Annotated in this window: 24 protein-coding genes and 2 pseudogenes; 11 read left to right on the top strand and 15 right to left on the bottom strand. The window is 43.8% G+C overall.

Annotated features, from left to right (window positions below; all coding sequences use genetic code 11):
• Positions 1 to 69: 69 nt before the first annotated feature.
• Positions 70 to 906, top strand: a complete 837-nt coding sequence (locus tag AB4405_RS13020; protein WP_372061319.1) for an amino acid ABC transporter permease — start codon at positions 70 to 72, stop codon at positions 904 to 906.
• Positions 907 to 931: 25 nt separating this feature from the next.
• Here the strand turns inward: AB4405_RS13020 and AB4405_RS13015 are convergent, their stop codons facing one another.
• The 5 genes from AB4405_RS13015 to AB4405_RS12995 form a co-directional block, all read right to left on the bottom strand.
• On the bottom strand, positions 932 to 1,549 hold the full coding sequence (locus tag AB4405_RS13015) for an HAD family hydrolase (protein WP_372061189.1): 618 nt from the start codon (positions 1,547 to 1,549) through the stop codon (positions 932 to 934).
• A gap of 179 nt (positions 1,550 to 1,728) precedes the next feature.
• The gene (gene cyoE, locus AB4405_RS13010; protein ID WP_372061188.1) at positions 1,729 to 2,652 is read right to left on the bottom strand and encodes a heme o synthase; all 924 of its coding nucleotides are present in this window, start codon (positions 2,650 to 2,652) and stop codon (positions 1,729 to 1,731) included.
• Positions 2,649 to 3,980: a heme A synthase gene (locus tag AB4405_RS13005; RefSeq protein ID WP_372061187.1), complete on the bottom strand. Its 1,332-nt coding sequence runs from the start codon at positions 3,978 to 3,980 to the stop codon at positions 2,649 to 2,651. Before AB4405_RS13005 ends, cyoE begins: the two co-directional genes overlap by 4 nt.
• A gap of 94 nt (positions 3,981 to 4,074) precedes the next feature.
• Positions 4,075 to 4,695 carry a hypothetical protein gene (locus AB4405_RS13000; protein WP_372061186.1) on the bottom strand — a complete coding sequence of 207 codons (621 nt, stop codon included), beginning with the start codon at positions 4,693 to 4,695 and terminating at the stop codon, positions 4,075 to 4,077.
• A complete protein-coding gene (locus AB4405_RS12995) occupies positions 4,692 to 5,540 on the bottom strand; it encodes an SURF1 family protein (protein WP_372061185.1) in 849 nt (282 codons plus the stop codon). The genes AB4405_RS13000 and AB4405_RS12995 overlap by 4 nt, the downstream gene beginning before the upstream one ends.
• On the opposite strand from AB4405_RS12995, the gene AB4405_RS12990 reads away from it, so the two are divergent.
• A complete protein-coding gene (locus tag AB4405_RS12990; protein ID WP_102532382.1) occupies positions 5,488 to 5,712 on the top strand; it encodes a DUF2909 family protein in 225 nt (74 codons plus the stop codon). The genes AB4405_RS12995 and AB4405_RS12990 overlap by 53 nt on opposite strands.
• A 37-nt stretch (positions 5,713 to 5,749) precedes the next feature.
• Here the strand turns inward: AB4405_RS12990 and AB4405_RS12985 are convergent, their stop codons facing one another.
• From AB4405_RS12985 to coxB, 4 genes are all read right to left on the bottom strand, one after another.
• The gene (locus AB4405_RS12985; protein ID WP_372061184.1) at positions 5,750 to 6,631 is read right to left on the bottom strand and encodes a cytochrome c oxidase subunit 3; all 882 of its coding nucleotides are present in this window, start codon (positions 6,629 to 6,631) and stop codon (positions 5,750 to 5,752) included.
• Entirely contained in the window at positions 6,624 to 7,256 is a 633-nt protein-coding gene (locus AB4405_RS12980) for a cytochrome c oxidase assembly protein (RefSeq protein WP_372061183.1), read from the bottom strand. Before AB4405_RS12980 ends, AB4405_RS12985 begins: the two co-directional genes overlap by 8 nt.
• Positions 7,257 to 7,368: 112 nt before the next feature.
• Positions 7,369 to 9,039: a cytochrome c oxidase subunit I gene (ctaD, locus tag AB4405_RS12975; protein WP_372061318.1), complete on the bottom strand. Its 1,671-nt coding sequence runs from the start codon at positions 9,037 to 9,039 to the stop codon at positions 7,369 to 7,371.
• A 5-nt stretch (positions 9,040 to 9,044) separates the two neighbouring features.
• Complete coding sequence (gene coxB, locus AB4405_RS12970; protein WP_372061182.1) at positions 9,045 to 10,217, bottom strand: cytochrome c oxidase subunit II; 1,173 nt, start codon at positions 10,215 to 10,217, stop codon at positions 9,045 to 9,047.
• A gap of 532 nt (positions 10,218 to 10,749) precedes the next feature.
• On the opposite strand from coxB, the gene AB4405_RS12965 reads away from it, so the two are divergent.
• From AB4405_RS12965 to AB4405_RS12950, 4 genes are all read left to right on the top strand, one after another.
• A complete protein-coding gene (locus tag AB4405_RS12965; protein WP_372061181.1) occupies positions 10,750 to 12,828 on the top strand; it encodes a DUF4962 domain-containing protein in 2,079 nt (692 codons plus the stop codon).
• Positions 12,829 to 13,225: 397 nt separating this feature from the next.
• Complete coding sequence (locus AB4405_RS12960) at positions 13,226 to 13,996, top strand: glutathione S-transferase family protein (RefSeq protein ID WP_372061180.1); 771 nt, start codon at positions 13,226 to 13,228, stop codon at positions 13,994 to 13,996.
• 247 nt (positions 13,997 to 14,243) lie between these two features.
• Positions 14,244 to 14,819: a hypothetical protein gene (locus tag AB4405_RS12955; protein ID WP_372061179.1), complete on the top strand. Its 576-nt coding sequence runs from the start codon at positions 14,244 to 14,246 to the stop codon at positions 14,817 to 14,819.
• Between the two features lie 238 nt (positions 14,820 to 15,057).
• Positions 15,058 to 15,930, top strand: a complete 873-nt coding sequence (locus tag AB4405_RS12950; RefSeq protein ID WP_372061178.1) for a DMT family transporter — start codon at positions 15,058 to 15,060, stop codon at positions 15,928 to 15,930.
• Between the two features lie 7 nt (positions 15,931 to 15,937).
• On the opposite strand, the gene AB4405_RS12945 is transcribed toward AB4405_RS12950, so the two are convergent.
• From AB4405_RS12945 to AB4405_RS12930, 4 genes and pseudogenes are all read right to left on the bottom strand, one after another.
• Entirely contained in the window at positions 15,938 to 16,204 is a 267-nt protein-coding gene (locus tag AB4405_RS12945) for a DUF5062 family protein (RefSeq protein ID WP_102532389.1), read from the bottom strand.
• A gap of 225 nt (positions 16,205 to 16,429) precedes the next feature.
• Positions 16,430 to 17,044 (bottom strand): fumarylacetoacetate hydrolase family protein, encoded by a 615-nt coding sequence (locus AB4405_RS12940; RefSeq protein ID WP_102532390.1) that lies wholly within the window; start codon positions 17,042 to 17,044, stop codon positions 16,430 to 16,432.
• Between the two features lie 399 nt (positions 17,045 to 17,443).
• The gene (locus AB4405_RS12935) at positions 17,444 to 18,754 is read right to left on the bottom strand and encodes an anaerobic sulfatase maturase (RefSeq protein WP_372061177.1); all 1,311 of its coding nucleotides are present in this window, start codon (positions 18,752 to 18,754) and stop codon (positions 17,444 to 17,446) included.
• 113 nt (positions 18,755 to 18,867) lie between these two features.
• A pseudogene (locus AB4405_RS12930) lies at positions 18,868 to 19,260 on the bottom strand (Crp/Fnr family transcriptional regulator); the annotation flags it as partial.
• 343 nt (positions 19,261 to 19,603) lie between these two features.
• On the opposite strand from AB4405_RS12930, the gene AB4405_RS12925 reads away from it, so the two are divergent.
• Together AB4405_RS12925 and AB4405_RS12920 are read left to right on the top strand one after the other, a co-directional pair.
• A complete protein-coding gene (locus AB4405_RS12925; RefSeq protein ID WP_372061176.1) occupies positions 19,604 to 20,413 on the top strand; it encodes a sulfite exporter TauE/SafE family protein in 810 nt (269 codons plus the stop codon).
• Positions 20,414 to 20,600: 187 nt separating this feature from the next.
• Complete coding sequence (locus AB4405_RS12920) at positions 20,601 to 21,224, top strand: HAD family hydrolase (RefSeq protein ID WP_372061175.1); 624 nt, start codon at positions 20,601 to 20,603, stop codon at positions 21,222 to 21,224.
• A 175-nt stretch (positions 21,225 to 21,399) separates the two neighbouring features.
• Here the strand turns inward: AB4405_RS12920 and AB4405_RS12915 are convergent, their stop codons facing one another.
• Entirely contained in the window at positions 21,400 to 21,759 is a 360-nt protein-coding gene (locus tag AB4405_RS12915; RefSeq protein ID WP_372061174.1) for a DUF4870 family protein, read from the bottom strand.
• 247 nt (positions 21,760 to 22,006) lie between these two features.
• Here AB4405_RS12915 and AB4405_RS12910 point away from each other — a divergent pair, with 247 nt between their 5' ends.
• A complete protein-coding gene (locus AB4405_RS12910; RefSeq protein ID WP_372061173.1) occupies positions 22,007 to 22,639 on the top strand; it encodes a GyrI-like domain-containing protein in 633 nt (210 codons plus the stop codon).
• 42 nt (positions 22,640 to 22,681) lie between these two features.
• On the opposite strand, the pseudogene AB4405_RS12905 reads toward AB4405_RS12910, so the two are convergent.
• A pseudogene (locus AB4405_RS12905) lies at positions 22,682 to 22,858 on the bottom strand (sulfite exporter TauE/SafE family protein); the annotation flags it as partial.
• A 608-nt stretch (positions 22,859 to 23,466) separates the two neighbouring features.
• Between AB4405_RS12905 and AB4405_RS12900 the strand changes: the two are divergent.
• Both AB4405_RS12900 and AB4405_RS12895 read left to right on the top strand, forming a co-directional pair.
• Positions 23,467 to 24,561, top strand: a complete 1,095-nt coding sequence (locus AB4405_RS12900) for a DUF3179 domain-containing (seleno)protein (protein ID WP_372061172.1) — start codon at positions 23,467 to 23,469, stop codon at positions 24,559 to 24,561.
• Between the two features lie 695 nt (positions 24,562 to 25,256).
• Positions 25,257 to 26,855, top strand: coding sequence for an ABC transporter substrate-binding protein (locus AB4405_RS12895; protein ID WP_372061170.1), 1,599 nt, complete (start codon positions 25,257 to 25,259; stop codon positions 26,853 to 26,855).
• Position 26,856 lies beyond the last annotated feature (1 nt).

Genomic DNA, 26,856 nt, shown 5'->3' with positions numbered 1-26,856 from the left:
GGCGAAGTGAATACTGCTAACTCTCAACAGCGACATCAACGTGTATCACGCTGGTGGCGTCCGAATACTATGGATTTAGCGCTTATTGCGTTATTAATCATTGGCGTAGTTTGGCTTGGTTATCGTTCGTCAATCGGAATTCATTACCAGTGGCGCTGGGCTGAGGCCTTGGCACTTGTCTTCACACCCAGAGCCGAAGGCAGTCTGCCCTACTACGTTCAAGGCTTCATATCAACACTAAGGTTGAGCTTTTGGGGAATGGCGCTCGCACTATCGCTCGGTACGCTGCTAGGGCTTGCCAAGCACTCTGCTATGAAGCTGTGTAGCATTCCTGCTAATCTGTTTATTCAGCTGATCAGAAATATACCGCCACTGGTTTTCATTTTTATTTTCTACTTTTTTGTATCAAATCAGTTGATACCGCTACTCGGATTAACATCACTATTACGCGAGTACTCTGGCTCCATCAACGCGGTGCAGTCTTTTTTGTTTGGTCCAAGTGCTTTGTGGGAAAACCTGTTGTCTGGCGTAATTTGCATTGGGTTATTGTCTTCGGCTTACGTCGCAGAAATCGTCCGTTCAGGGCTGTCTTCCATACCCAAAGGACAGTGGGAAGCGGGCAACACATTAGGGCTATCAACTTGGAGCCAATATAAGGACGTCATTGCCCCACAAGTACTGACATTAATAAGCCCGGCATTGGCTGGACAAGCTATTTCTTTGGTTAAAGACACCTCTATCGTATCGTTAATTTCCATACAAGAAATGACATTTGTTGGGACGGAGATGGCCAATTCATCAGGCTTAATATTTGAAATTTGGCTCATCGTTGGATTGTGTTACTTCTTGCTGTGTTTTTCGCTGTCAATATTATTTAGAAAAATCGAGCAGCGAAACCAAAAGTAAACAACGAGCCGCGAGTTAAAAGCGGCTAAAATATTAACCCTAGATCTTTCAATGCACATTCACATTGTGTGGAATTGGTAAATTGTACCGCATGCATACCCACCGCTTCAGCGCCCTCAACGTTGTATGGCATATCATCAATAAAAACTGACTCTGATGCTTTCAAGTTATGGTCACTTAATAACGATTGATAGATTGCAGCTTGCGGTTTTAACAGCCCAACTTCCGCAGACACCGTTGCACCATCAAATAGTGACCAAAAATCATAATTGGTTTTGAGATAGTCAACAATTTCCACCACATTGTCAGTAAGCGCATACACGCCATACCCAGCGTGTTTCACTCTTTCAATCAAATTCACTGAACCGTGCAACACCAACTGGGTGTGTTTCACGTAATAAAATAATTGGTCGCATTCTTCTGCCGACAGTCCTTGCTCGGTAATATAACGTGCTGAAGCCTCTTGTTCCGTCAGTAATCCTTTATTCAACGCGCTCCAAATATCAGATTGAAAAATAGTTTTTGCCCGTTCAGCGTGTGGCTCTGTGTTACCAAACGTCAATCTCACAATCTCTTCTGGCGCCCAACGCACGATCACATTACCTACATCAAACACGACATTTTTTATTTCATTGCCTCGCATTCTGACTCCTATGAAAATCTAGCATCCACGAACAAATAATGTTCTTCTACTATGACGGAACAATGATTAAAAAACCGCTACATACGGCATTGTTTGAGCACATTTTTTTATCAAAATAAACGCGCTTTATGCCCCTCACCCAAGCGTCACTCTGCGCGCTTATATACCTCACCGTCGATCTATACGGGTAAATAGTGATCAACCAGCAATATAACGAACAAGACCATTAGATGAATGATAGAAAACTTAAAGGTATCCATCGCCGTTTTTTCATCTGATGCATATTTAAGTTTCCATGCATAGTATATAAACCCAGCACTAAGGCAGGTTGAGCCTACTAAATACAGCAACCCTGTCATACCAACCAATGCTGGCATCAAGCACACCAACGCCAGTAAAATGGTATACAGTAGAATCGACGTTTTAGTATATTCGACGCCATGCGTCACTGGCAGCATTGGGATATCCGCTTTGGCGTAATCGTCTTTTCTATGGATAGCCAGTGCCCAAAAATGAGGAGGCGTCCAAATAAAGATGATCATCACCAACAACCAAGCGTTTGCATGAAGCTCTCCTGTCACGGCCGTCCAACCAAGTAGCGGTGGCATGGCACCAGCAATGCCCGCAATAACAATATTTTGTGGTGTTGCGCGCTTTAAATACAAGGTATACACCACCGCATATCCCAGTAAACTCGCAAACGTTAACCAAGCGGTTAACCAGTTGACCGTTGTCGCTAGAATCACGAATCCAACCAGACCGATGCCTGCTGCAAAGGCAAACACTTTCGCTACACTCAAGTCGCCTGAAGGCAAAGGTCGTTTGTGTGTTCGCGCCATGATGCCGTCGATTCTTCGGTCAATCAAATGATTGAACGCCGCCGCAGAGCCCGCCATCAAGGCAATCCCTATCAGCCCCATCACCGTCTGTTGTAATGGCAATACGTCAGGCACTGCGAGGCACATTCCTACTAACGCGGTAAGAATCATTAACGCCACCACTTTGGGTTTAGTCAACGTCAAATACACCCGCCAATGGGCCTTCTGATTAGCAGCGCCCTGCGCGATACGAATATTATTCGATGCTATGGTTGATTTACTCATAGAGTGTTCTCCTTGTCTCCAGACGCTTTTGCTTGTGTCATTGCATATTTAGATTCAACAACGGTGAATACTGGCTTTTCTATTTGACTCATCACGGCCGTACGAATAATGTAATTTGTTTTAATCAAGGTAAGTAAAAGGATTGCCGCCCCTAGGTTATGCAGCACCGCAATACCCAGAGGTAAATGAAAGACAACATTACTGATGCCAAGGGCCAACTGTGCGGCTAAAACTATCCCCAAACCGCGCCCCAATTGCTTGAACACTGCGGGCTCTTGTTGCATTAATTTAAAAGCCAACATGCCCACGGTAAATGCAACCACGATGGCGCCGAGACGATGAGTGACATGAATGGTCATTCTGGCCGCATAATCTAAAATGCCGAATTCATAGCTATCCACGCCAAGGTGCAGCGGCGTAAAAGCGGTGACAAAATCTAACGAATCAAACCATTGCCCTTCACAAATCGGTAAGCTCGTGCACACCACTGCCGCGTAATTGGATGATGTCCAGCCCCCCAACATAATCTGAATAATGGTCACGACTAATGCAAAACCAGCCAACATTTTAAGCGTTTTTGGAACCACTGAGGTGGCAGCGCTTAGCGGTGACTGACGTGAATTTACGTCAATCGAATATCGATCAGGCCGGCTAACATGGGGGCTATACCGATCAGGCTTATCCCCGCCGTTACTTGTGCTTTCGTCACGACTTCTATCATTCCGATTATCATGAACATCACGGTCATCCTTACCATGTTCACTCGGCGTCTTTACAACCTTGGGTTGGAAGACCTTTCGACCTGGTAGTAATGCCGCGGTTTCTGGCGGTTGTATGTTCTCCCTTCGTAAAGTGACACGAGGTCGCAATCGAAGGTAGCTAACAAACAAGAGTGAGAACATGGTAAACCCACCAAGTAAGTGTCCCATCACAACAATTGGCATCAATTTTAGTGTGACCGTCCACATGCCGAGCGCCGCTTGAAAAACAATAATAATTGACAACGCCAACGGTAAAACGACACCAAGTTTAGCCCTTTCTTTTGAGAGGGCTATCGCTGTAATCATAAACACAAGGAGCCCTAATGCGCCCGCGAGATATCGGTGAATCATCTCAAGCCATGCCTTGCTTTGTTCAACAACCCGCTCGGGATAAAGCGTATTGGCAACCTGAACATCCACCTTGTGAGTCGGCACGGTAAGATGACCATAACAACCAGGCCAATCTGGGCAACCTAGCCCTGCATCAGCTAGACGGGTATACGCACCCATTGCTATAACAATAATCGTAAGCAGCAAACTTAATTTAATTATGTTCATCAAGTTCATAGCGACTCCTTTCTTCCATGGATTGACGGCGCTTACTGGTTGTCTGTTCTCATTCGTCCGCCTACAACATACTCAGTTTTTTGGAGGTGATTCTTTATCCTACTCGGGATAATTTGAGCATTTTACGTAAATCAGACAACAGCCCTTTACTGTTCGCGGCTTGGTATTCGCTATCTACAGGGGCAAAAGACATCACCATCTGTCCGAGCGTATCGACAATAATGTACCCTTCTTTTGGCACCACACTGACAAATTGCGGATTCACTTCGATTCGCATAACCGAGGAAGGCAGATCTGGAATCGCCTGACCCGGAAAAACATAAACCACAGGGGTGACTCGCTCTTTATATTTTCCCAGCGCAATATAGGTTTGCCCCATGACATACAGGCGGTTTTGACAGACATCACCACAAACCGAAGGCATCACATAACCAAGCTGCCAACTTTCCTGTTGCAGTGGATTAATTAAACCAAGGTCCGTGAATGTCATACGCGGTTCTATGAGGGCACCATGATTTGTCGCCCCTGATTGATACCAATGGTTACTCAAGATTGTTTTGGCGAAAATAAACGGCAGCGCAAAAAAGAGTGTCAAGACAACTAAGGTCAAGCGTCCTTTCCACGGAGAGGGACGAACAGGATCAGTGTTGGGAGACCCCATATCGTTATCAAGCTTATTGTCTGGGCGATTCTTTAATGTCGTTTCTTGGCTCATGGCGCCTCCTTGCGAGATGACTTAAAGACTTTGAAAGCAACGAATATCATGATACTGGCGAACACCGCTGCCATCGAAAACCATTGCAATGAGTATCCAAAGTGCTTGTTAGCATTCATTGAGATAGGTTTCCAAGGATGAACATAATCCGTAGAACCATCGGTTGGTTGTATGACCCAACTCAATACTGGTTGTTCAACCACGTCATAAATAGCCGTCAGATTTAAATGTTGAACCCTGTAGGTCTGCACGGTGCCTAAACCATCGATATGAGATGGCTCGAATGCCTCCAAATACAATTTGTTCCCTAATGGGTTCCGTTGTTTTTGATAAAGGCGGCCAGTGACTGACATAGGTTGCGTGACAGGATTAACCGCTGGAAGCACTTCTCTTCCTCCAATCACTGGAGTGAAACCAATTTCGAACAAGACGCTTCTACCTAGCTCACTGTGCATGAGTTGATAGACTAAATAGCCGACCTTACCGTCGACTGTTTGATTATCTAAGAAGAACAAGATCGGCTGTGGCCGCAGCTTCGCGACAATTGGCATGCCGAGCCACCTCAAATAGTCAGCCTCGTTTTGTTGACTGGCGTTGGGAATAACCAAGCTTGATAACTCAACCACTTGCTGCTGCTCTCTCTCTTCTAACATCCGTTCAATGTTCTGTTTTTCTAATCCTCTGTCCCATTGCCATAAACCCAATTTGACCAATACAGAAAACACAACCACAGTTAAAATCAACGCCGCCCAAAACCAGCCCGAGGCTGCACGCTTTGGTTGAGGAGAACCTATGTTGACCCCGTTAGTCTTTAAAATTGTTCTGGTACTGCTACTGCTCTTCATTATTTTCAACTTGGCCCTTGCTCTAATTCGAATGGTAAAAGACGATTCAACCTCTGAAAAACCGATGAGCTATTACCTAGGACGACGAGTACTGTTTTCTGCCATCGTGGTCTTGTTGTTAATCATTGCCCTGACTAGTGGCATTCTTGTTCCTAATGCTAGGCCCTATTAATCGCTGGCTTGTCCGTACGCTTGTCACTCATGCTCATTTACAACACATAGACAAATACAAACAGACACAACCAAACCACATCAACAAAATGCCAATACCAACTCCCCGCTTGGAACGCAAAATGGTCTTTCGGAGTAAAGTGGTCTTTCGCTATCCTAAACAGCAACACAATTAAAAATATCGTCCCGAGGCACACATGCAACCCATGAAATCCGGTTAGCATAAAAAAGGTATTACCGTAGACACCGGATTGAAGAGTGAGCCCCATATCTTGATAAGCGTGCGCGTATTCCACCACCTGAAAATACAAAAAACACACCGCTAGAATTATCGTAATTTCTAACCAAACAATGAGTGCAGTGCGTTTGTCTTTCTCCAAACTGACATGCGCCATATGCAGAGTGATAGAAGACAACAACAGTAGGATGGTGTTTTTGAGTGGGAGTCCTTGCCAAGGCATCGCTTGCGTCGTCGTACCATCTGGCGTTGTCGTTAATGGCCACATCGCTTCAAATGCTGGCCACAATACCTCATGCGTCATTACGTTATTATCTGCGCCTCCCAGCCAAGGAACCGAAATCATTCGTGCATAGAACAACGCCCCAAAAAAGGCACCAAAGAACATCACCTCAGAAAAAATAAACCAGCTCATACCTTGCTTAAACGAGCGAGTAATTTGCTCTGAATAAAGACCGGCCAGCGATTCCGTTACCACGTTGCTAAACCAGCCTGACAGCATATAAAGCAACACAACAAAGCCCAATACCAGTACCACTTTACCAATGGTACTGCCCGCCCCACCGACTTCTAAGTTTTGCACAGTCAAACCTGCGCCAACGGCGACAAGGAACAAAGCAATAGCGCCGACAATGGGCCAACTACTTTGCGCTGGTACGTAATAAGATTGAGGTTTACTCATTGCTTAACTCCCTGTTAAGTGCGCTTTTGCTACCTTGACTACGACTGACGGTGTTCTGCACATTGGTGGTTGTCGTGGCATCTGATGAGACACTACTTGTAATGTTATAAAGCGTGTATGACAAAGTCAGTGTATGAATAGACTCTGGCACGTCGGGTTCGATGTAAAAGATGAGGGGCATTTCTGCATTTGCATTAGCATCAAGTGGCTGTTGGTTAAAACAGAAGCATTCAATTTTATTGAAATACACTGCGCCCGTGCCCGGCGATACCGAAGGTACGGCTTGCCCAACTAATGATTGACTAGTGTTATTCGTTGCCAGGTACGCCGTTTGAATCACTTCTCCGGGGTGAACATCCATGGAGACTTTCTGAGGCGCGAAGCTCCACGGCATATCTGGATTAATGTGAGCCATGAACTCAACGCGAATCTTTCGAGATTCATCCACCTGCATACCGACGGGTTGAACCGCTGATACGGTATTCGTTTTTCCGTTTATTCCTAATACATCACACATCACGTCGTATAACGGAACCAGAGCAAAGCCAAAACCAAACATACCAACCACGGCGACACACAGCCATCCAGTCAGTTTTTTATTTGATGGTGTTGATTTGCTCTCCATAGCGCTCTCCGTTTTTAACGTTTGTCACTGACTAATATGGGTACCTGGCTAATATAGGTGCCTGACTAGCATCAGTATCTTACTAACATGAATGTCTTATCATAATGAGCATCTAATCCACTCGCGGAGGTGTGGTGAAGGTATGGTGAGGCGCTGGGCTTGGCACGGTCCACTCCAACCCTTCAGCACGGTCCCACGGTTTCGCTGCCGCAGGCTCGCCACCACGAATACACTTAATCACCAACCACAAAAAGATGAGCTGTGATAAGCCAAAGGCAAAGCCACCTATCGAGACGATTTGATTAACGTCGGCAAACTGAATGGCGTAATCTGGAATACGTCGAGGCATCCCCGCCAATCCTAAAAAGTGCATAGGGAAAAACAACACATTGACTGAAATCACCGAGCACCAAAAATGCCACAAGCTCAACCTTTGGTCATACATATGACCGGTCCATTTTGGCAACCAGTAGTAGGCCGCTGCCATGATTGAGAAGACCGCGCCAGTGACAAGTACATAATGGAAATGCGCCACAACAAAATAGGTATCGTGGTACTGGAAGTCAGCAGGGACAATCGCGAGCATCAATCCCGAGAATCCACCAATGGTAAATAAAATAATGAATGCAATTGCAAACAACATTGGGGTTTCAAAGGTCAGTGCCCCTCGCCACATTGTCGCGACCCAGTTGAACACTTTGACGCCTGTTGGCACCGCTATCAGCATGGTGCAGTACATAAAGAACAGTTCGGCAAACACTGGCATTCCGGTGGTAAACATGTGGTGTGCCCAGACTAAAAATGACAACAAGGCGATACTGCAGGTCGCGTAGACCATAGAATGGTAACCAAACAACTTCTTACCACTGAACGCAGGAACAATGGCGGAGATAATGCCAAAAGAAGGCAAAATCATGATATACACCTCGGGGTGACCGAAGAACCAGAAGATGTGTTGGAACATCACGGGATCCCCTCCTCCCGCGGCATCAAAGAAGCTGGTCCCGAAGTATTTATCGGTTAAGACCATGGTCACCGCGCCAGCAAGGACCGGCATAACCGCAATAAGCAAGAAAGCGGTAATGAGCCAAGTCCAGACAAACAGCGGCATCTTCATTAGTTTCATGCCTGGCGCGCGCATATTAAAGATGGTAACGATGACGTTGATCGCTCCCATAATTGAACTGATACCCATGATATGTACTGAGAAAACAAACAGCGCAGTACTGTCAGGACCATAGGTAGTCGATAACGGCGCGTAGAACGTCCAGCCAAAATCAGGGCCGCCACCGGGCATAAATAAAGACGACAACAAAATAAGAAAGGCGAAAGGCAGAATCCAAAAGCTTAGGTTATTCATGCGAGGTAAGGCCATATCTGGCGCGCCAATCATCATTGGAATCATCCAGTTTGCCAGACCAGTAAACGCTGGCATCACAGCACCAAAGACCATCACAAGACCATGGACCGTCGTCATTTGGTTAAAAAAGTGTGGCTCAATCAGTTGCAAACCTGGCTGGAACAATTCGGCACGAATCACCATTGCCATCGCGCCGCCAGTTAAGAACATAATAAAGCTAAACCATAGGTACAATGTCCCTATGTCTTTGTGGTTAGTCGAATAGACCCACCGAGCCCAACCCGTTGGCGTATGATGATGCTCATTGTCATCGTCGTGTCCACTTTCCCCACCTAGCACAGCACCTGTCGCGCTGGTACTGTCGGCTCTACTAATATCAGCATCGGTAGCAGCTGACGATTTTATCTTATCAATAGGATCCATCTTCATCACTGCTCCTCGGAGCTAGTGGGCTCCATTCCTTGAGTTTTGTATGCGTTTACGTCTGATGCTTGTATGATATCTCCAGTGTCGTTACCCCAAGCGTTTCGTTGGTAGGTCACGACTGCGGCAATTTCTTTGTCGGTCAATTGATTCGCAAAAGATTGCATTGCAGTGCCGTTCACGCCATCAACCACTTTAGAAAGGTGGGTTGATATCTCTCCTGTGGTGGCGACTGGACTGCCGGCTATAGCAGGAAAAGCACCCGTAATGCCCACACCATTTACTTGATGGCATACCGCACAACGGGCGCTGTAAATCTGTTCACCTAGCCCCATTAGCTCGTCCATTGAGAGTGTCGCGTCCAACGACTTAGCTGCTTCAGCTTGCGCTAAGGCCATCTCTTCTTTCTTGCCTGCGAGCCAATTATCGTAATCAGACTGCTCCATCGCGTGCACGACGATAGGCATAAAGCCATGCGCTTTACCGCACAACTCTGCACATTGCCCACGATACACACCAGGCTCATCAATTTTTGTCCACGCTTCATTAATAAAACCGGGAATGGTGTCTTTTTTAACCGCAAAATCCGGCACCCACCATGAATGGATGACATCATCAGACGTCATTAGAAAGCGTATTTTTTGATTAATGGGTAGGACAAGCGCATTGTCGACTTCTAACAAGTAATGCGCCCCTTTTTCTTCGATGCCATCGATTTGTTTTTGGCTTGTCGCAAGCAGTGAATAAAAGCCCACGTCCTCACCAAAATATTCGTAATGCCATTTCCACTGCGAACCTGTGATCTTGATAGTTAAATCAGACTTAGAGGTGTCTTCCATCGCAATCAAGGTTTTGGTGGCGGGTATCGCCATGGCGATCAAGATAATGACCGGAATCACGGTCCACAAGATCTCTACCTTGGTGCTCTCATGAAAATTGGCGGCGACAGCGCCTTTGGATTTTCGGTGTTTGATAATGGAATAAAACATCACACCAAAGACGAGAAATGCGATAGCGCAACAAATGTAAAAGATCAGCATGTGTAGGTCATAGACCTTGTTACTGATATCGGTTACGCCTCGTGTGAGGTTGTAGTTGTTCGATTCAGCACTCACTGATTGGCTAACGAGCAATGTCGCCAAACCAATCCACGAGCAAATGGGCAGCAATCTCTTCAAAAGATTTCTCCTTTGCCTGTCCACATCTGTCCGGATGTGGTTCCCCTTTGGCATTCACCAAGCACGTCCAAGCAGTGATCAAACTGGTTAGGATGGTAAATGTAATCAACGTTCCACTAAAATAATGAAACAAGACAGCCTCATGGCCTAAACAAACCACACAGGTAAACGGTCAATACCAACAACGAACCACTTACTTATTAAGTTTGATTTCAATAAATATAACGTAAGCAATTGTTATATTTTTGTTAATTAAAAGGCTAGTTAGAGAACTCAAGATCCGCAAGGAGAAAAATCAAAGCGTTTTTTTTGTGATCGCTTCAGGTCGTACTCTCAGTAGATTTTGACAAAACGATAAATTAAGTTCTAAAAATGAGGGAGGAAGCGGTCAATCAAATGACCGTAGTTTGTCTTACCTCACAAAATAAGTAAAAATTCATTAATCGATGGTTGGAAATATCCTCTTATTGTATGACAATATGTCGTATTAGTTTTATTCCTCTTAACACTACTTATTTATAAGAGAGTTCGTATGAGCAACGAGAAATCATTCGACGCAATCAAGGCCATGAAGCTAGAAAACGACACTTCAGCGGGTAACCTTGTAGACTTGCTTCCAATCGAAGTACAAAAACGTGACTTTGATTTATCTTTCCTAGACACCTTATCTGAAGCGCGCCCTCGCCTTTTGGTTCAAGGTAAAGACCTAGCCGAATTCAAATCGAAAGTTCAGCAAGATGAATCTTTCTGTATGTTTGATGACTTCTTCAATAATTCAACAGTGAAGTTTCTAGAAACGGCACCGTACGAAGAGCCACAAGCTTACCCAGAAGAAACCGTAGGCAAAGCATCATTGTGGCGTCCTTACTGGCGTCAAATGTACGTAGATTGCCAAATGGCAATGAATGCGACTCGTAATCTTTCTATTGCAGGTATCGTTAAAGAAGATGAAGCGCTTATTGCAAAAGCAAAAGCATGGACTTTGAAGCTTGCAACGTACGATCCAGATGGTGTTACTTCTCGTGGTTACAACGATGAAGCGGCATTCCGTGTTATCGCAGCAATGGCGTGGGGCTATGACTGGTTAAATGCTCATTTCACAGACGAAGAACGTGCAATCGTTCGCGAAGCACTCGTTGTTCGTCTCGATGAAATCATGCACCACCTAAAAGTAACCGTTGACCTGCTCAACAACCCGCTTAACAGCCACGGTGTACGTTCGATTTCGTCAGCTATCATTCCAACATGTATCGCCTTGTACCACGACCACCCGAAAGCTGGTGAGTACATTGCCTACGCGTTAGAGTACTACGCAGTACACTACCCACCATGGGGTGGTGAAGATGGTGGTTGGGCAGAAGGTCCTGACTACTGGAACACGCAAACTGCATTCCTAGGTGAAGCTTTTGACCTATTAAAAGCTTACGCTGGTGTAGACATGTTCAACAAAACATTCTACGAAAACACAGGTGATTTCCCACTTTACTGCATGCCTGTTCACTCAAAGCGTGCTAGCTTCTGTGACCAATCATCTATCGGTGATTTCCCTGGTCTAAAACTGGCCTACAACATCAAGCACTACGCAGGTGTTAACCAAAAGCCAGAGTATGTTTGGTACTACAACCAACTAAAAGGCCGTGATACTGAAGCGCACACTAAATTCTACAACTACGGTTGGTGGGACTTTGGTTATGACGACCTTCGTTTCAACATCTTATGGGATGCACCAGAAGAAAAAGCACCGTCAAACGATCCACTGCTAAAAGTATTCCCAATCACTGGTTGGGCTGCTTTCCACAATAAGATGACTGAGCGTGATGAGCACATCCACATGGTCTTCAAGTGCAGCCCGTTTGGCTCTATCAGCCACTCGCACGCTGACCAAAATGCGTTCACATTACACGCATTTGGTGAAACATTAGCTTCGATTACTGGTTACTACGGTGGTTTCGGTGTTGACATGCATACTAAATGGCGTCGTCACACGTTCTCTAAAAACCTACCGCTATTTGGTGGTAAAGGTCAATACGGTGAGAACAAGAACACCAAGTTTGAAGGTCACCAAGATAGCTACTGTATTGAAGCTGGCGGCAACATCACCGATTTCGACACTGAATCAGATGTCAAAATGGTTGAAGGTGACGCGACGGCTTCATACAAATTCTTCGTTCCAGAGATCGAATCGTATAAACGTAAGATCTGGTTCGTAGCTGGTAAAGTATTTGTAATGCAGGACAAGGCAACACTTTCTGAAGAGAAAGACATGACTTGGCTAATGCACACAACGTTCACCAATGAAGTCGCGGATAAGTCGTTCACGATTCGTGGTGAGGTTGCACACTTAGATGTGAACTTCATTAACGAAGCATCAGACAACATTCTTTCTGTTAAGAACGTTGAAGGCTTTGGTGAAGTTGACGAGTATGAATTTAAAGACCTAGAAATTCACCGTCACGTAGAAGTGGAATTCAAAGCAGCAAAAGAGCACAACATCTTGTCGCTTCTTGTACCTAACAAGAACAACGGCGAGCAAGTTGAGGTTTCTCACAAGCTTGTTGGTAACACACTTGAACTGACCGTTGATGGTGAGACAGTAACTATCGAACTATAGTTCGTTGTTCTGAATTAAGTCACACAAAAGCCCTAGATTAAATCTAGGGCTTTTTTATACCCACATGCATACTAGATAGTGCTCTTTCAATTAAAAAACCTTGTTTCTTTTGTCAACATTTCTCAATACTTGACGCTTAATATTCAATGAATATGGCGACCTGTTTCAGCTACGTCCCCTCTAAAAGTACAGCCTAACCATAAGTATCGATTTAATAACTAAAAATAACAAAAAACTGAAATATATCGCCATTACAGACCTTAATGTAGTTGACATTATCAACGAATGGCAATATAGTTGATATTATCAACATAAGAGCGAGAGTATTGTTCTCGTCAAATATGACGAAATGCACTCAACTTTAGCTTTTACGCCGTCACTTTATGAGGTAACTAAGATGGGAATTATCAAACCAACTAACACCACCGTTGAGCAACTTAAAGGCTTACATGTTTACCACACCGGTTTTTCCAATTGTGCGATGCGAGTAAGAATCGCTCTTGAAGAAAAAGGCCTCCCTTGGACAAGCCATCTTATTGACTTGCAAAAAGGTGAACAGTTGACTCCCGAGTACATCGGAATTAATCCTAACGCTGTTGTTCCGACTCTTATTGATGATGGCGTAGTCATCATTGATTCATCTGACATTATCGATTACTTAGATTCAAACTATATCCCTAACTCTCTTCGTCCTGAGTCAGAGACCGAGCAAAAAGAAATGTATGAATGGATGTACTTAGCAAGAGATAATCATCTTTCCATCAAGACGTACATGTATAGTCACCTTGGTGCCAGCGGCGCCATGAAACGTTCTGACTCAACCATGGCTGAATATCGTAAAAATCAGACTTTTGATATGGCATTACTTGAGTTTCACGAGCGATTTAACTCTCACGAAGGCTTTACTGAGAAAGATATTGCCGATGCAACATCCATCATTGACGACTGTTTCCAAAAAATGGATGCCAGATTAAAAACCCACGACTGGCTTGCTGGTGATAGCTTCTCACTAGCTGACATCGCATGGATACCGCAATTAATTGTCTTAAATGCCGCTAAGTTTCCATTTGAGAACTACCAGAATCTGGATAATTGGAAAAACGCCATTATGAAACGCCCTAGCTTTAAACGAGCTGTTTTGGACTGGCTACCCGACATGACCAAATAATATCGTCTATCTTTTGTATATCAGATTTATACTCATAATGTTTAGCGTTTACCTTGCCCTCTCTTATTGGTAAGGTAGCGCCCCCTGCTGATGTGCGCTCATGATACGCATGTTAAGGTGGGATCAAATGAACGTATTTTTACTGTATTCGTTATGAGTAAAAACAAAGCATGTTCTCTTTCACAGCATAAGCCATACTCCACCAACGCAAACTCGTTGGATCTGATTTTACTACTTGGGATAATTGATGAAATTCGGTCAACTTCTTTTAATAAGCTCACTGCTCATTCTTTCTGGTTGTTCGTCGTTAACGCATGACGAGGCAGCCGAGCAGCGCGCCGAGCTTGATACTATGGCTAGCACCGCCATCGATGGTTTTCTAACCGATGAACCAGGGTTAAAGGGACAAATTGACTCTTCATTGGCCTATGGTGTTGCCAACATGAAAGTGACCAAGATACCTTTCTTTGGTGCGGGTGGTGGAAAGGGCGTATTAGTCATAAAGGACCAAGAGCAACATATTTATTTTACTATTCAGAGGCTCGACTTTGGTGCCGGCTGGGGTGCTCGCTCATTTAAAGCACTGATAATACTCAACAAACAAGACCTAGTTGATGATTGGAAAAATGGTGAATGGCGATTTGAGCTAGGCGCAGAAGCATCGGCTGGAACCCTCGCTGCAGAGGGGACTTCACAAGATCTTCATCCAGACTTTTCTCTCCATGTTTTGTCTGATGGCGGCGCGTCGGCAACGGTGACAGCTCGCGTAATTCGAGCCTCGGTCAACAAAGACATTACTGAGACATTGAGTGACAAACCTTAATACACCTTAATAACGCCGTATTCGTGTAAGAACCTGGCTTAGATAACGCTGCAAGGCCGCATTATTCTAAGCCAGAATCATACGTTGCCATAACCTGCCCTCAGGGACAACTAACCTGTCCTATTCCCAATCAATGATAATTTAACGTCGAATCCTTTTGTCAGGTGCTGCTTTCTTAGAATACTCATGTATGATGTGCGGCTTATTGTATGACAAATTAGCCTTTAGCCACGTCTCCATGAATAAAATCACAAACCAAGCTATCCTATTGCTCGTGCTCGCCAACTTGCTGGCCTCATTTTCAGATGTCTCATTGAAGGTATTGAATGGTGAAGTACCTACGTTTCAATACGTCTTTATTCGCCAGTTATTAAGCGTGCTTCTTTTATTGCCATTTTGGTTGAAACTGCCTCGTGACACTCGAATGCAGGGCGGATGTAGGATCAATTTTCTACGGGCTCAATTCATTCTTATTGGCAGCGGTTGTGCCATGATTGCCATCACGCATTTAACACTCGCCACCGCAAATGCGATGTTTTATGTCGGTCCTATTCTGATGCTACCGTTATCTGTTGTGTTATTGAAAGAAAAACCCAACTCAACCAAAATTCTCGCCACGTTGATTGGCTTTATCGGGGTTTTGATCGTACTGCGCCCCGAGCAGTTTCATTGGGCTGCCATCGCGGGCTTAGGCAGCGCATTGGCGATGGGCGTGGGTAACATTCTGATTAAGCGCCTTCCTCACGACCAACATATTATCGCTACGCTTTTTTGGACCGGGTTGATGACTCTGCCACTTGCACTCGTGCTCGCGATGCCTCAATGGACAGACATCGAATGGCGACACGTCGGCTGGATCATGGCGATCAACCTATTCGTTCTTGGTTATCACGCGTTAGTCGTGATCGCTTATAAGAAAGCCCCAGCGAACCAAATTGCGTTGGCCGAATATTCGGGTTTGGTGTTCGTGACGTTGTTTGGCGTATTGTGGTTTGACGAGATACCAGATTTACTGACGCTGCTTGGCATTGGCTTGATTGTGATCCCAATCATGCCCATTCAGTGGCGGAAATGGCTACCTGCCAAGCAACAGCAACCGGTAAAAGAATAAGTTAACGTTATTTTAGCGGGTCATCGTCTGGCAAAGCGCTATGAAGCCATAGCGCTAATCGCTTTTTAATATTCTTAAGATCGGACTTATCGGCAGGAAGTGGCGTGATTTGTTTAACTTCGACTAAAAACAAGTAAATAGCTTTCGCCTTCATTGCTTGGGTCGTACCTTGGTTGGAGAGTTGATAGCCTTGCATTTTTGCAATCTTAGCGCCAACCTCTAATGCTTTTTTGAACAGTTTATCTTCGTTTTCAATCTTCGTTGTTTTTGACATTAATTCACCATCTGTCATAAATGCATTATTCGATGATTATAAATCAAAAACTCAACGTTTCGCTTTTAAGTCAGTAGCAATTCCGAGACTTAATTTTCTGGTTTTGTAAATTATCCTATAAAAGGATGAACCAATTGACTTATAGCCCCCTAGCTCTGCAGGGTTACGGGTAAAAAACGCAGAAGTAGCCACGCGGGTACCAAGCCGAGAGCTTTACCAAAGCCGTTACACCGCCACCCACTCAATTTCGATCAAGGTGGCATCGCCGTGCTTAATACGACCAAGAAAACGATCCCCTGCCATAATTTCACCGACGCCCTTTGGTGTACCGGTCATGACAATATCGCCGTCCTCTAAGTCTGTGTACGATAACAACTCACCCAAAATTACGTCAGGTTTGTAAATCATTTGTTTTGTTCCGCCAAGCTGCATCCGCATGCTATTAATAAACAGCTCAACTTCAAGTTCATCCATATCGATACCTTGCAACGAGACAAAGCGACTAAACTTCGCTGAGTGATGAAATGCTTTTGCTCGCTCCCATGGCAGTCCCTTTGCTTTTAGTCGTGATTGCAACGCACGCTTAGTCAAATCAAGACCAAAACCAACACCGTAAAACGTGTTGTTTTTAACAAGTAGACAAATCTCAGCCTCATAATGCAGGGGTTCATCAAGGTAGGAATGCAGTTCAGTTGCAATACTCGAGTTTGGCTTGTTAAACACCACCATGTTTTCTGGTATTTCGTTACCAAGTTCTTCAATATGCTCAACATAATTGCGCCCAACACACAGTACCTTTGATGGCGCAAACTGTTCATCGTCAACCAAAACCGTCTTCATTGCCCTTCCTTAGATTCTCAAACCAATCTTCACTAGGATAACCAGTATCCGTTTATTACTGACTAACCAAGCGTACAAGCCTAGCGCAGTATAATAACGGAAGATGCATGACAACTTGATGGTTCTGTCATTATTTTTTTAAAGTTGAGGTAAAGATCGATTTCTCACATCCAGCGCTCTTTTTCTTTAGTCCGAACTCCCCTCTTATTAATGAGCCAGATCAAGGTGCTGTTATATTACCTTGTTGTACATTGGTCCCTGTTACAATCATAGGCACTTTGGCAGAGTGATCTGCTATTTTTTAGAGCAAACGTTAACTTCTAGTTATCTCTAAGAATATTGGTTACTTCTACCGTGTGTTAGTGTCATTGTATTAATGCGCAAAATAACTCACTCGAGTTAACCGCAGCACCTTTTAAACTTCTTGTCACTGCCACACGGGCAAAGGGCATTCCGTCCAATACTTTCAATCTTCCCTACACTATGGGCTCGTTGTTTTTCTTTGGCCATATAATGCATCACTTCCGCAGCAGGACGTTGATGACGAAGAAGATCTGCCATCATACTCATGGGCTTTTGTGTGTGTTTGAAGAACGCATAATATCCCTCACACAAGTAATTATGATTAGGAAGCCCATTAGGTGAGCGCTCAAATCGATGTTTCGGGCACCCTCCGTGGCAAGCAAAACGGTAGGTGCATTGCTTGCAATCACGATTGAGTTTATCGTGCTTGTCTTGTCCGAAAGCAATAGCTTCTTCACTTTGGTTCATAATTCTAATTGGCGTGTCATGAATATTACCAAGCTGATATTCTGGATAAACATAGTGGTCACATTGATACAAATCCCCATTTGCCTCTAATGCGAAAGCATGCCCGCATGTTTCTGAGGAAATACAGACCCCTGAAGGCTGACCTAGCCAAGATGCCAACGTTGAATCGAACGTTTGGACAAACGTCTTCCCTACGTCATGCTGAATCCAATAATCAAAAATCTCATTAAGAAAATTGCCATATTGCTGCGCACTAATTGACCACTCCGTCATTGTAGCCATTGGCTCTCCAGGGCTTGCTAGCGCATCTCTGATTGACGTTGATTGACAAACCTTGCGTTCTACCAATGGAATAAACTGCAAGTAATTTGAGCCAATTTGTTTGAGAAACTGATAAACCCTAAGTGGATGCTTAGCGTTATGGGCATTAATTACTGTTAACGTGTTAAATTCAACTTTATGCTTCTTTAAACACTCTATACTTTCCATTACCTTACGATGGGTCCCTTTCTCGGATCGAGTCACTCGGTACTGGTCGTGTAAGTCTTCTGGACCATCGATTGAGACACCGACTAAAAACTGGTGCTCTTTGAAAAACTGACACCACTCATCATTGAGTAAAATGCCATTGGTTTGAAAAGCGTGATGTATTTCTTTACCTTGCCGATACCGTTCGGCTAATTCGACTACTTTGCGATAGAAATCAATCCCAAGCAGAGTGGGTTCACCACCTTGCCATGCAAACTGAACCTGCTGCCCTGGTTGTGTTTCAATATACTGCTGAATAAATAGCTCTAGTGTGTCATCACTCATTCTCCAGTTTTCATTTCTTTCTGGGTAGAGCTTGTCCTTTTCTAAGTAGAAACAATACTTGCAATCAATATTACAAATAGAACCCGAAGGTTTTGCCATAACGTGGCAAGCAAGATTTTTTTCCATATTTTTATCCTGTGACTCGGGGCTTAACGGTAAAGGAGCGGCATACAACAGCATTTGCCGATAGTAATCTACGATACTCATGTTAAATGTTCTGGAGCAATGACTCTCGTTATCTAACGCCCCAAGATTTTTAGATACTTACAATATCGATTAACAGTACTGGAATCTGTCCCACGGAACTCACCAATCGCGCGATATGTCCAAGGGTAACTTGGGTATAGAGTAAACAAATGAAACAAAGCGTCTAAAATTCTCTTTTTTGAACTAAATGCAGTGTATTGCATCAAACTCTTTTCAGCCTCACCACGTTCCGTACACATGCTTTTCATTAAATAACGTGCAAGATTGGGTGAAAAGCAAACACGAGCTTTAAAGATGTTTACATTAATCTTGAGTACATGGCTATCTAACATAATCTTCACCGTAGCGAGGTATTTTTGTTGAGTAAATAAACCGCGATAGCCAAAGAATGATCCTGACCCGTAAATTCGCAACAAACTTTCCTTGCCCGCTTCAGAGACCTAATAGAGTCCAAACAATCCAACCTGAACGTAGTAAAACCCGTATTCAGCTCACCCATTATGGTAAACGACTTGTCACTTTTCCAATACTACTGGTTCTAAGAAATGATGTAAGTTTGTATGAATTTCGTTCAGCATCGTTATTGTGTCATCCATTGGGCAGGCAGATAAACCATACATGAAAGAAGCTCATCAAAATATGATCATCGCTATAAACTAAATCCAAATGAATCACTTAAAGTAAATTGACCAACCATTAGTGGAAAACAATACACGGAATTGGTCAATGGTCACGTGGGTGATAATCAGCACACTTTAGGTTTTATTTATGTCGTTAATTGATTTATTTATAGAAGTATCTATCGCAGATGCCATCGCATTAAAAGTGCTATTGGGGGCCATATTTGGTCTGTTTCTTGGGCTAACAGGCGTTGGTGGGGGGGTTCTATTGATACCTCTATTACAGGTATTTTGTGAAATGCACACTGTGCTCGCTGTTGGCACTGCAAGTATTATCTCCGCCCTTGTTAAAATCAATGCCTCCTACTCTCACATCCGTGCCCAAAACGTATCATGGCAAGCAGTAACGTATCTGTTTTTGGGAGCCGTACCGCTCACTTTCATCGCTACCCAAGTTGTTATCTATTTTAGTAACCACCCCATGCATGAACAAACAACACAAAACATCGTCAGCGGGTTAGTGATTTGTGTAATGGTTGGCGCATTAACCTCCATTATTATAAAACTGAGGCAATGTAATATTCGTAGTGAAACACATTCACCTGCAAGCAAAACAACAACGCTGATATCAGGAATGGTATGTGGATCTGTTTTAGGCTCAACAGGAGTTGGCGGTGGAATACTGTTACTACCAGTACTAAACACTATTCTGAAAGTCGACATTAAACGGGCCATAGGCTCGTCCGTTGTGTTGGCACTTTTCTTATCGTCGATTGCGGCTCTCAGTTATGCGCGAGGTGGGCAGGCAGATTTTGTCACTGCCATTTTATTTGTTGTAGGGTCATTTTTCGGTGTTCCTGTCGCAACTCGACTCCTAGGACGCCTTTCAGAAAAGGTGATCTACTTCATTACAATGTCCGTCATTTGTTGTAGCTTAGCACTCACTATATTTGTTTAACTTGTTTGCCGTGCTTATCAATAATAAATGAGTAAGGAGGCATATCCTTTGGGGTTGTAACGTAACGACAGGCTCAATATCACAAGTTTTATTAAAGAAAACTTCAACGTCGATCAGTAACTGTATTATGTTTATATTAGCAGTACAAAATGCATGTAATAGCTAAAAAGGGATATAATACAATACTATGCAGCTTATTATTTTTGATTGTGACGGTACCTTAGTCGACAGCGAGCGTCTTTGTAATCTGGCCTTAGAGCGCCAACTCGCTGAGGTAGGTTTAAACTACAGCGCAGACTATCTCATCGAACACTACCGTGGGGTCAAGTTCACGGAGATCCTCACCAGTATTCAATCCGAAAGCCAATTGACGTTTCCAGACTCATTTGAGACCCAATATCGCCTTAAGGTCAGTGATCTCTTTGACCAACAATTAACCGCTAATGATGGGGTTGCTGAGGTGTTGGAGTCTCTCACTCTACCGTTTTGCATTGCATCATCCGCACCTCGCGCAAAGATCGAGCATGCACTCAATGTTACAGGGCTAATGAAATACTTTGACAACACCATATTCAGTGCACATGAAGTCGGCTCTTGGAAACCAGATCCTGATTTATTTTTGCATGCAGCAAATACGATGGGCGTTGAACCCGAAGCGTGTTGTGTTGTTGAAGATAGCCTAGTTGGCTTACAAGCCACACATCGAGCAGGAATGACAAGCGTTTACTACGCCCCCCATCTCGAAGACATAGAGGTATTTGGCTCAGTGCATATCCAGCATATGTCACAGTTACTCAAAGTGATTGAGTAATCGTTCTCGTCAACAATCCTGGCTGACGGTCATTGAGATAAGAAAGCTGAAGTAAGGGCGCTGTCTCGGTGGTAGACGTGAGCAGAGAGTACAAAGATGACAACGGTTCAAGGTGGTTGAGAACAAACAATAAAGATACGCACCCTTATTGTTTGTTCTATCTTTTCGTTAACGCCTAATGAAAGCTTTTGTCTGATGTGACGCGGGCTAAACCTTTGACCAACATAAACAGTGTGTAGATCGCGACGCCGATTAAAATGAAATAACCCACGACAAAAACCAGCGTCATTGCGCCAACAATGCTGAGTACGATTGAAATGATAAATGTCTTAGTGATGTTTTCATAATGGTCGTAGAAGCGGGTATTCTGTGCATCTGCTTTTTTCACAAAACCCCATATTCCGCCCGCAAGGAAGCTGATACCGGTAAAGAAACCAAGTAACATCAGTGCATAGGCAATGATGGCGTGGTTTTTCGCGCTTTGTTCCGCAGCATTTAAGCCCATGGGTGGTGGAGAAACTGGTGTATCCGTCATCAATAAATCCTTATATTGTAATGATTGAGTTCTGTTCCTATCTAATCATAATTTGCTAAATGTTTGAACACGTTAACATGAGATAAGGCACGCATCCTTGCATCGTGATTAATGGCAAAAGTGTCAATATCGTCCCTGTTCACCTCGATTATTCTTCGACAACATAGAACAATACCAATCACTTTGTTTAATGCGCTACAATCATCCTTTGTAATTGCATTATTAATCATGTTCCATTGGAGTCATTATGTCCGAAAAACATGAGTGGCGTAAAAAAGAAAAGTCGCTTTACCTTCCTAAAAACACACCCGAAATCGTCACTGTTCCTGAGTTCAAATTTTTGACTATTAAGGGTCAAGGTAACCCAAATAGTGATGACTTTTCGGCTTGCGTTGCTGCCTTATACTCTGTTGCATACGCTATTAAGATGCAACTCAAAAGCAAAGAACCGAAGCCCGAAGGGTATGTAGATTTCACTGTTTACCCGCTTGAAGGGATATGGGATATTAACGATCAAGCGAAGCAAGATTTCGATGGTACGATCAACAAAGACGACTTGGTGTATCAGCTTATGATTCGCCAACCAAGTTTCGTTGATACACCATATTTTCAGCAAATGCTCACGATCACTAAGCAGAAAAAACCCAATCCTGCGCTCGATCGTGTCGAATTCGAAACGTGCTCAGAAGGTCTTTGCGTTCAAATGCTGCATTTGGGGCCATTTGAAAATGAACCGGTCAGTTTTGATGAAATGGAAAAATTCGCCAAGGCTCAAGGTCTCACTCGAATCTCCAAAGTACACCGAGAAATTTACTTGTCTGATGCACGGAAAGTATCACCTGAAAAATACAAAACCGTCCTGCGATTTCAAGCCTATTAATGAGTGCATCAACACCAAAGCCGCAACAGGATAATATGGGCTTTACACAAGCCCATCAATCGTCAGCTTTAATCCAGAAATAAATAAAAATACATAGCACAAACGATACACCCACAGCTGACTGACTCTATGCAGCAACCAGACCCCTAGCTTAACGCCAACAGGGGCGAGAGGCATTAAGAACAGTGCTGTCACCACATTAATGGTGTCGAATTCCCCAGCACAACACCCAAAACTGCGCTAGGCAGTATACGTCGATTAATCGAATAATCGGCGTTGTGGTAATGGTGTTTAACCGCAAACACAGCCATCGCTCAATAATGTCAGAAATTAACAGCGGTTTGTATGCACGCTGCCAAAATCCCACTTTGTTCTCAATAACGTTAGAGAAAACCAACGTACTATTGTTTTTTAAATCCAATTATTCGAAGCGAGATACGCAGTCCGCTAGGCATTAAGCGGGGTCCACTCTGACATAACGCAAATGTCCAGTATCTAAACAATTCCACCTTTTGATGCGCAAGGTCACCGAATATTTTGCTAATTTCATCTTGATACTCGATCTAGCCACCAGCATCGAAATAAACGACACGACGAATGCCATAATGTGCGCAATCGCGGTGGTGTCACGAATCATCGGCATAATAATACTCCAATGCTCATCATCAATCCGTGAAAAATCATCATTTCTGGTTATCGTTAAGATTGAATAAGCTCGAATACATTACTCTTATTTATGCATCATCTAAAGCCTGCTCCATACATACCGCAAGACATAGTTGTTACGATTATCACCACCAAACCATATAAGAAGATTAGGTCAATCAATGAGAATACTATTTAATCTATACGCACTAGTACTAGCTTGTATTGCTATCTATTGTGCGGTACTTATGACTGAACCTGGGCAACAACTTGATGTCCCTCGTGACTGGGTACTTAACTACTATCGATATATGGAAGTATTTTGGTTAGCACAAACTCTGGCTCTTGCCGGATTATGGCTAATAAACGTTAAAGGAAAATTCTGGAAACCCATTTGGATGTATGCGGCGACCGCTGGTGTAGCATTTACATTCTGGGCTCAATCTTACGCCATGCCAACGGCGTTTCCGACCGAACAGTTCAGCGCTAATTTTTACTCGGTAGAACATGCAGACAAAGTCATCCCGGAAGAAGACCCTAGGGTTTATGTGACCCAAATTAATGGTGAGACCCGTATTTTCCCTCGCTATCATCTGCAAGTACCACATGTTGCTGGCTGGGAGTCTGGTGGTACCGAATACGCGGTTACTTACTGTGGTCTCTCGAACTTACCTATGGTCGTTGAAACAGACTACGGACTTGGTGATTCAGACTTTCAAGTTCTTGGGCAAACACATAACAACTTGATCTTTAAAGACGTCAATAATGGCACGGCGATTCAACAAATAACCATGCAGTCTGAGTTCACCGATCACAACACAAACGTGCATCCAAACACACAAATGGATTGGAGCCAAGCAAAAGAGATGTACCCCGACGCAATGGTGTACATATATGGCATGGAACGGATGATTGATAGTGTCATTCTTGGCCTGTTTGAAAAACCACTCAAGAACCAACGAAACATTGATAATCCAGATTTCATCTTTGACACATTAAACCTTGAGGATGTACGCCTCAACCCGAAGTTAGAGATTTTTGGCTATGATAATGGCGTTGAACAAATCGCAATAGACCCAAACTTTGCACGAGTTAATGACGGCTTTGAATTTTATTTAGGCGAGGAGCTGCTCACTATCGATACGGATGGTCATGTTGTTCGAATCATAGATGAAACTGGATCACAAGTTGCCACACATAACGGCGTTCACTATGGTATTTGGACCCAGTTTTTCCCACAAACTCGCATATTAACGACTGATAGCGAAAATTCGTAACAACACATACTCGTAATAACCCATGAGTGTAAACCCACCCCCTTCTCAATAAATAATATTGAGAAGGGGGGTGGGTTACCTATAAATGTTCACCATAAAAGAAGCTAAAACGACTCTGCCGATGTATTTATTCAACTGATGAGAGATCATAGTCAAGCTAAACAACGCCTGTTCTGTGGCCATTTTTATTAAAACAGGTTGGCAGTGACGCCGCTCATTATCATCGCAACGACAACCCACACACACGCTACCACGGTGACTCGCGGTAAACCTTCGCCTCCCCCCATTACTCTACCCTTGAAACACAAACCTATTCCCTTACGTTATTCCTCAAGGTTAACCCGACTAAAGACAAGTTTTTTATCACAACATGAGCTTTATAACGTGAGTCTCGCGAATTAAATTGGAATAGTTCTGAACTTCCGAACAGTAGGTTTTATGAGACTAGCGCTTGATCCTTATAATAGCAGCCAACCAGAACAGCTAAATGACATTATGAACAGATTTCCTATCTCGCTATCAAATATTTAATGATCAGAATAATAAACGTTATAACAGTGCCTATTAAGCATTGTTCTATTCACTTTGAATATTATTAACCTAATACCAATGAAGTCATGGTGTTACTAAACGTCATTTTATCAAGTTTGCCATTGTCACTATATCAGAATCAATTTAACCATTAAGGGTCGGTAATGAACCACATATCTTCAGCTTACTCGATAAAAAAACAACAACGTGTACGCCGTACCATATTAGTTGTCGTTTCAGCTGCTTTAGCACTGGCTGCAATCATAGCAACCAGCGAGAACAAACCAGAATTCGATCTAAGTGACTCCTCAAAAAAAAACACGCTCGCTATCAGTGGACCTTGGGAATTCACCTCTATCGACCCATCTCTGCATGGTTATATCTACACCAGAATGCAAGTGCTCGAAACACTGCTTAACATCAATGACAAGGGAGCGATTATCGCAGGACTCGCATCAAACTGGCAGAGCAGTGACGATAATCTAATCTGGCGGTTTACTTTACGAAGCGGCGTAACATTCCATGACGGACAAGAGATGGATGCTGAAGCGGTTGTAAATTCTTTGAAATTTGCCCAACGTAAGCATGGCGTATTAAATACGGCGGAGATAACCAATATTTCCGCCGTCAGTAACAATGAAGTCCAAATAACATTAGCAAAGCCATATACGGCCTTCACATCACTATTAACGCACTATTCCACGGCTATCCTCTCGCCCGATTCCTATAAAATCAATGGTGCTATTGGCACATTGTACGGCTCGGGACCGTATCAGGTAGCTGAGTTCGCGCCGCCTCATAAACTGACCGTTAAGAAGTTCAACGACTATTGGGGACACAAGCCAACGATCAAATATGCGACTTACCTAACCGGCCATCGTGTTGAAAGCCGCATTTTACAAGCAAAATCGGGTGAAGCGGATATCGTATTTACCCTTGGTGCTTCCATGCTTGGGCAACAAGAGAGCGATGAAGCTGTGTTGCATAGCACGATAATGCCTCGTACATTGATGGTTAAGCTCAACTCTAGTCATCCATTTCTTGACTCTATTGCCGCTCGCAAAGCGCTTAGTCTGGCAATCGATCGCTCTTCCATCGCCAGCAATGTGCTCGATGCCAACAATTCGGAAACGGTTCAAATTATGCCAAGTGCTTTGTCACAGTGGCATATAGAAGAGGCAGATCGCGATGAATACAGTTTAAATAAAGCCAATGAACTGCTCGCTGGCTTAGGTTGGACGCGTAATGCATCCGGCTTACTAGAGCGTAATGGTATGCCATTTACACTCACCATGATGACGTATGCAGACCGTCCAGAGTTAACAGCCGTTGCCACAGCAATCCAAGCACAATGGGCGAAACTGGGAGTGAAGCTTAAAATTGATGTCACTAACTCAAGCATGATTCCAGCAGGTCACAATGATGATTCCTTAGAAGTGGCTTTAATCGCTAGAAACTTTGGTACAACCGGCGACCCTCTATCTATTATGAACAACGACTTTACCCATGGAGGTGGTGATTGGGGTGCCATGAATTGGCACAATTCTGAAGTGGACCAAGCGATGGAAGCGCTCATCCTCTCGCCGGATCCTAAGACGTCGTATGAACTAAGCCAAAAAGTCGCCACTATTATTTATCAAGAAGCACCGGTATTCGCCATTACGAGTTACACAGAAAACACTGGCGTTAATAAGCGAGTTAAAAACTTTAGGTTTGACCCATTTGAACGTGACTACTTTATCAACCAAATGGAGCTGAAGTAAT

Origin of the sequence: Vibrio sp. 10N.261.51.F12 (genome assembly GCF_041471725.1) — a bacterium.
Taxonomy (GTDB): Bacteria; Pseudomonadota; Gammaproteobacteria; order Enterobacterales; family Vibrionaceae; genus Vibrio.
Note: the sequence above shows the minus strand (reverse complement) of the source record. Positions and strands in the feature narration are given on the sequence as shown.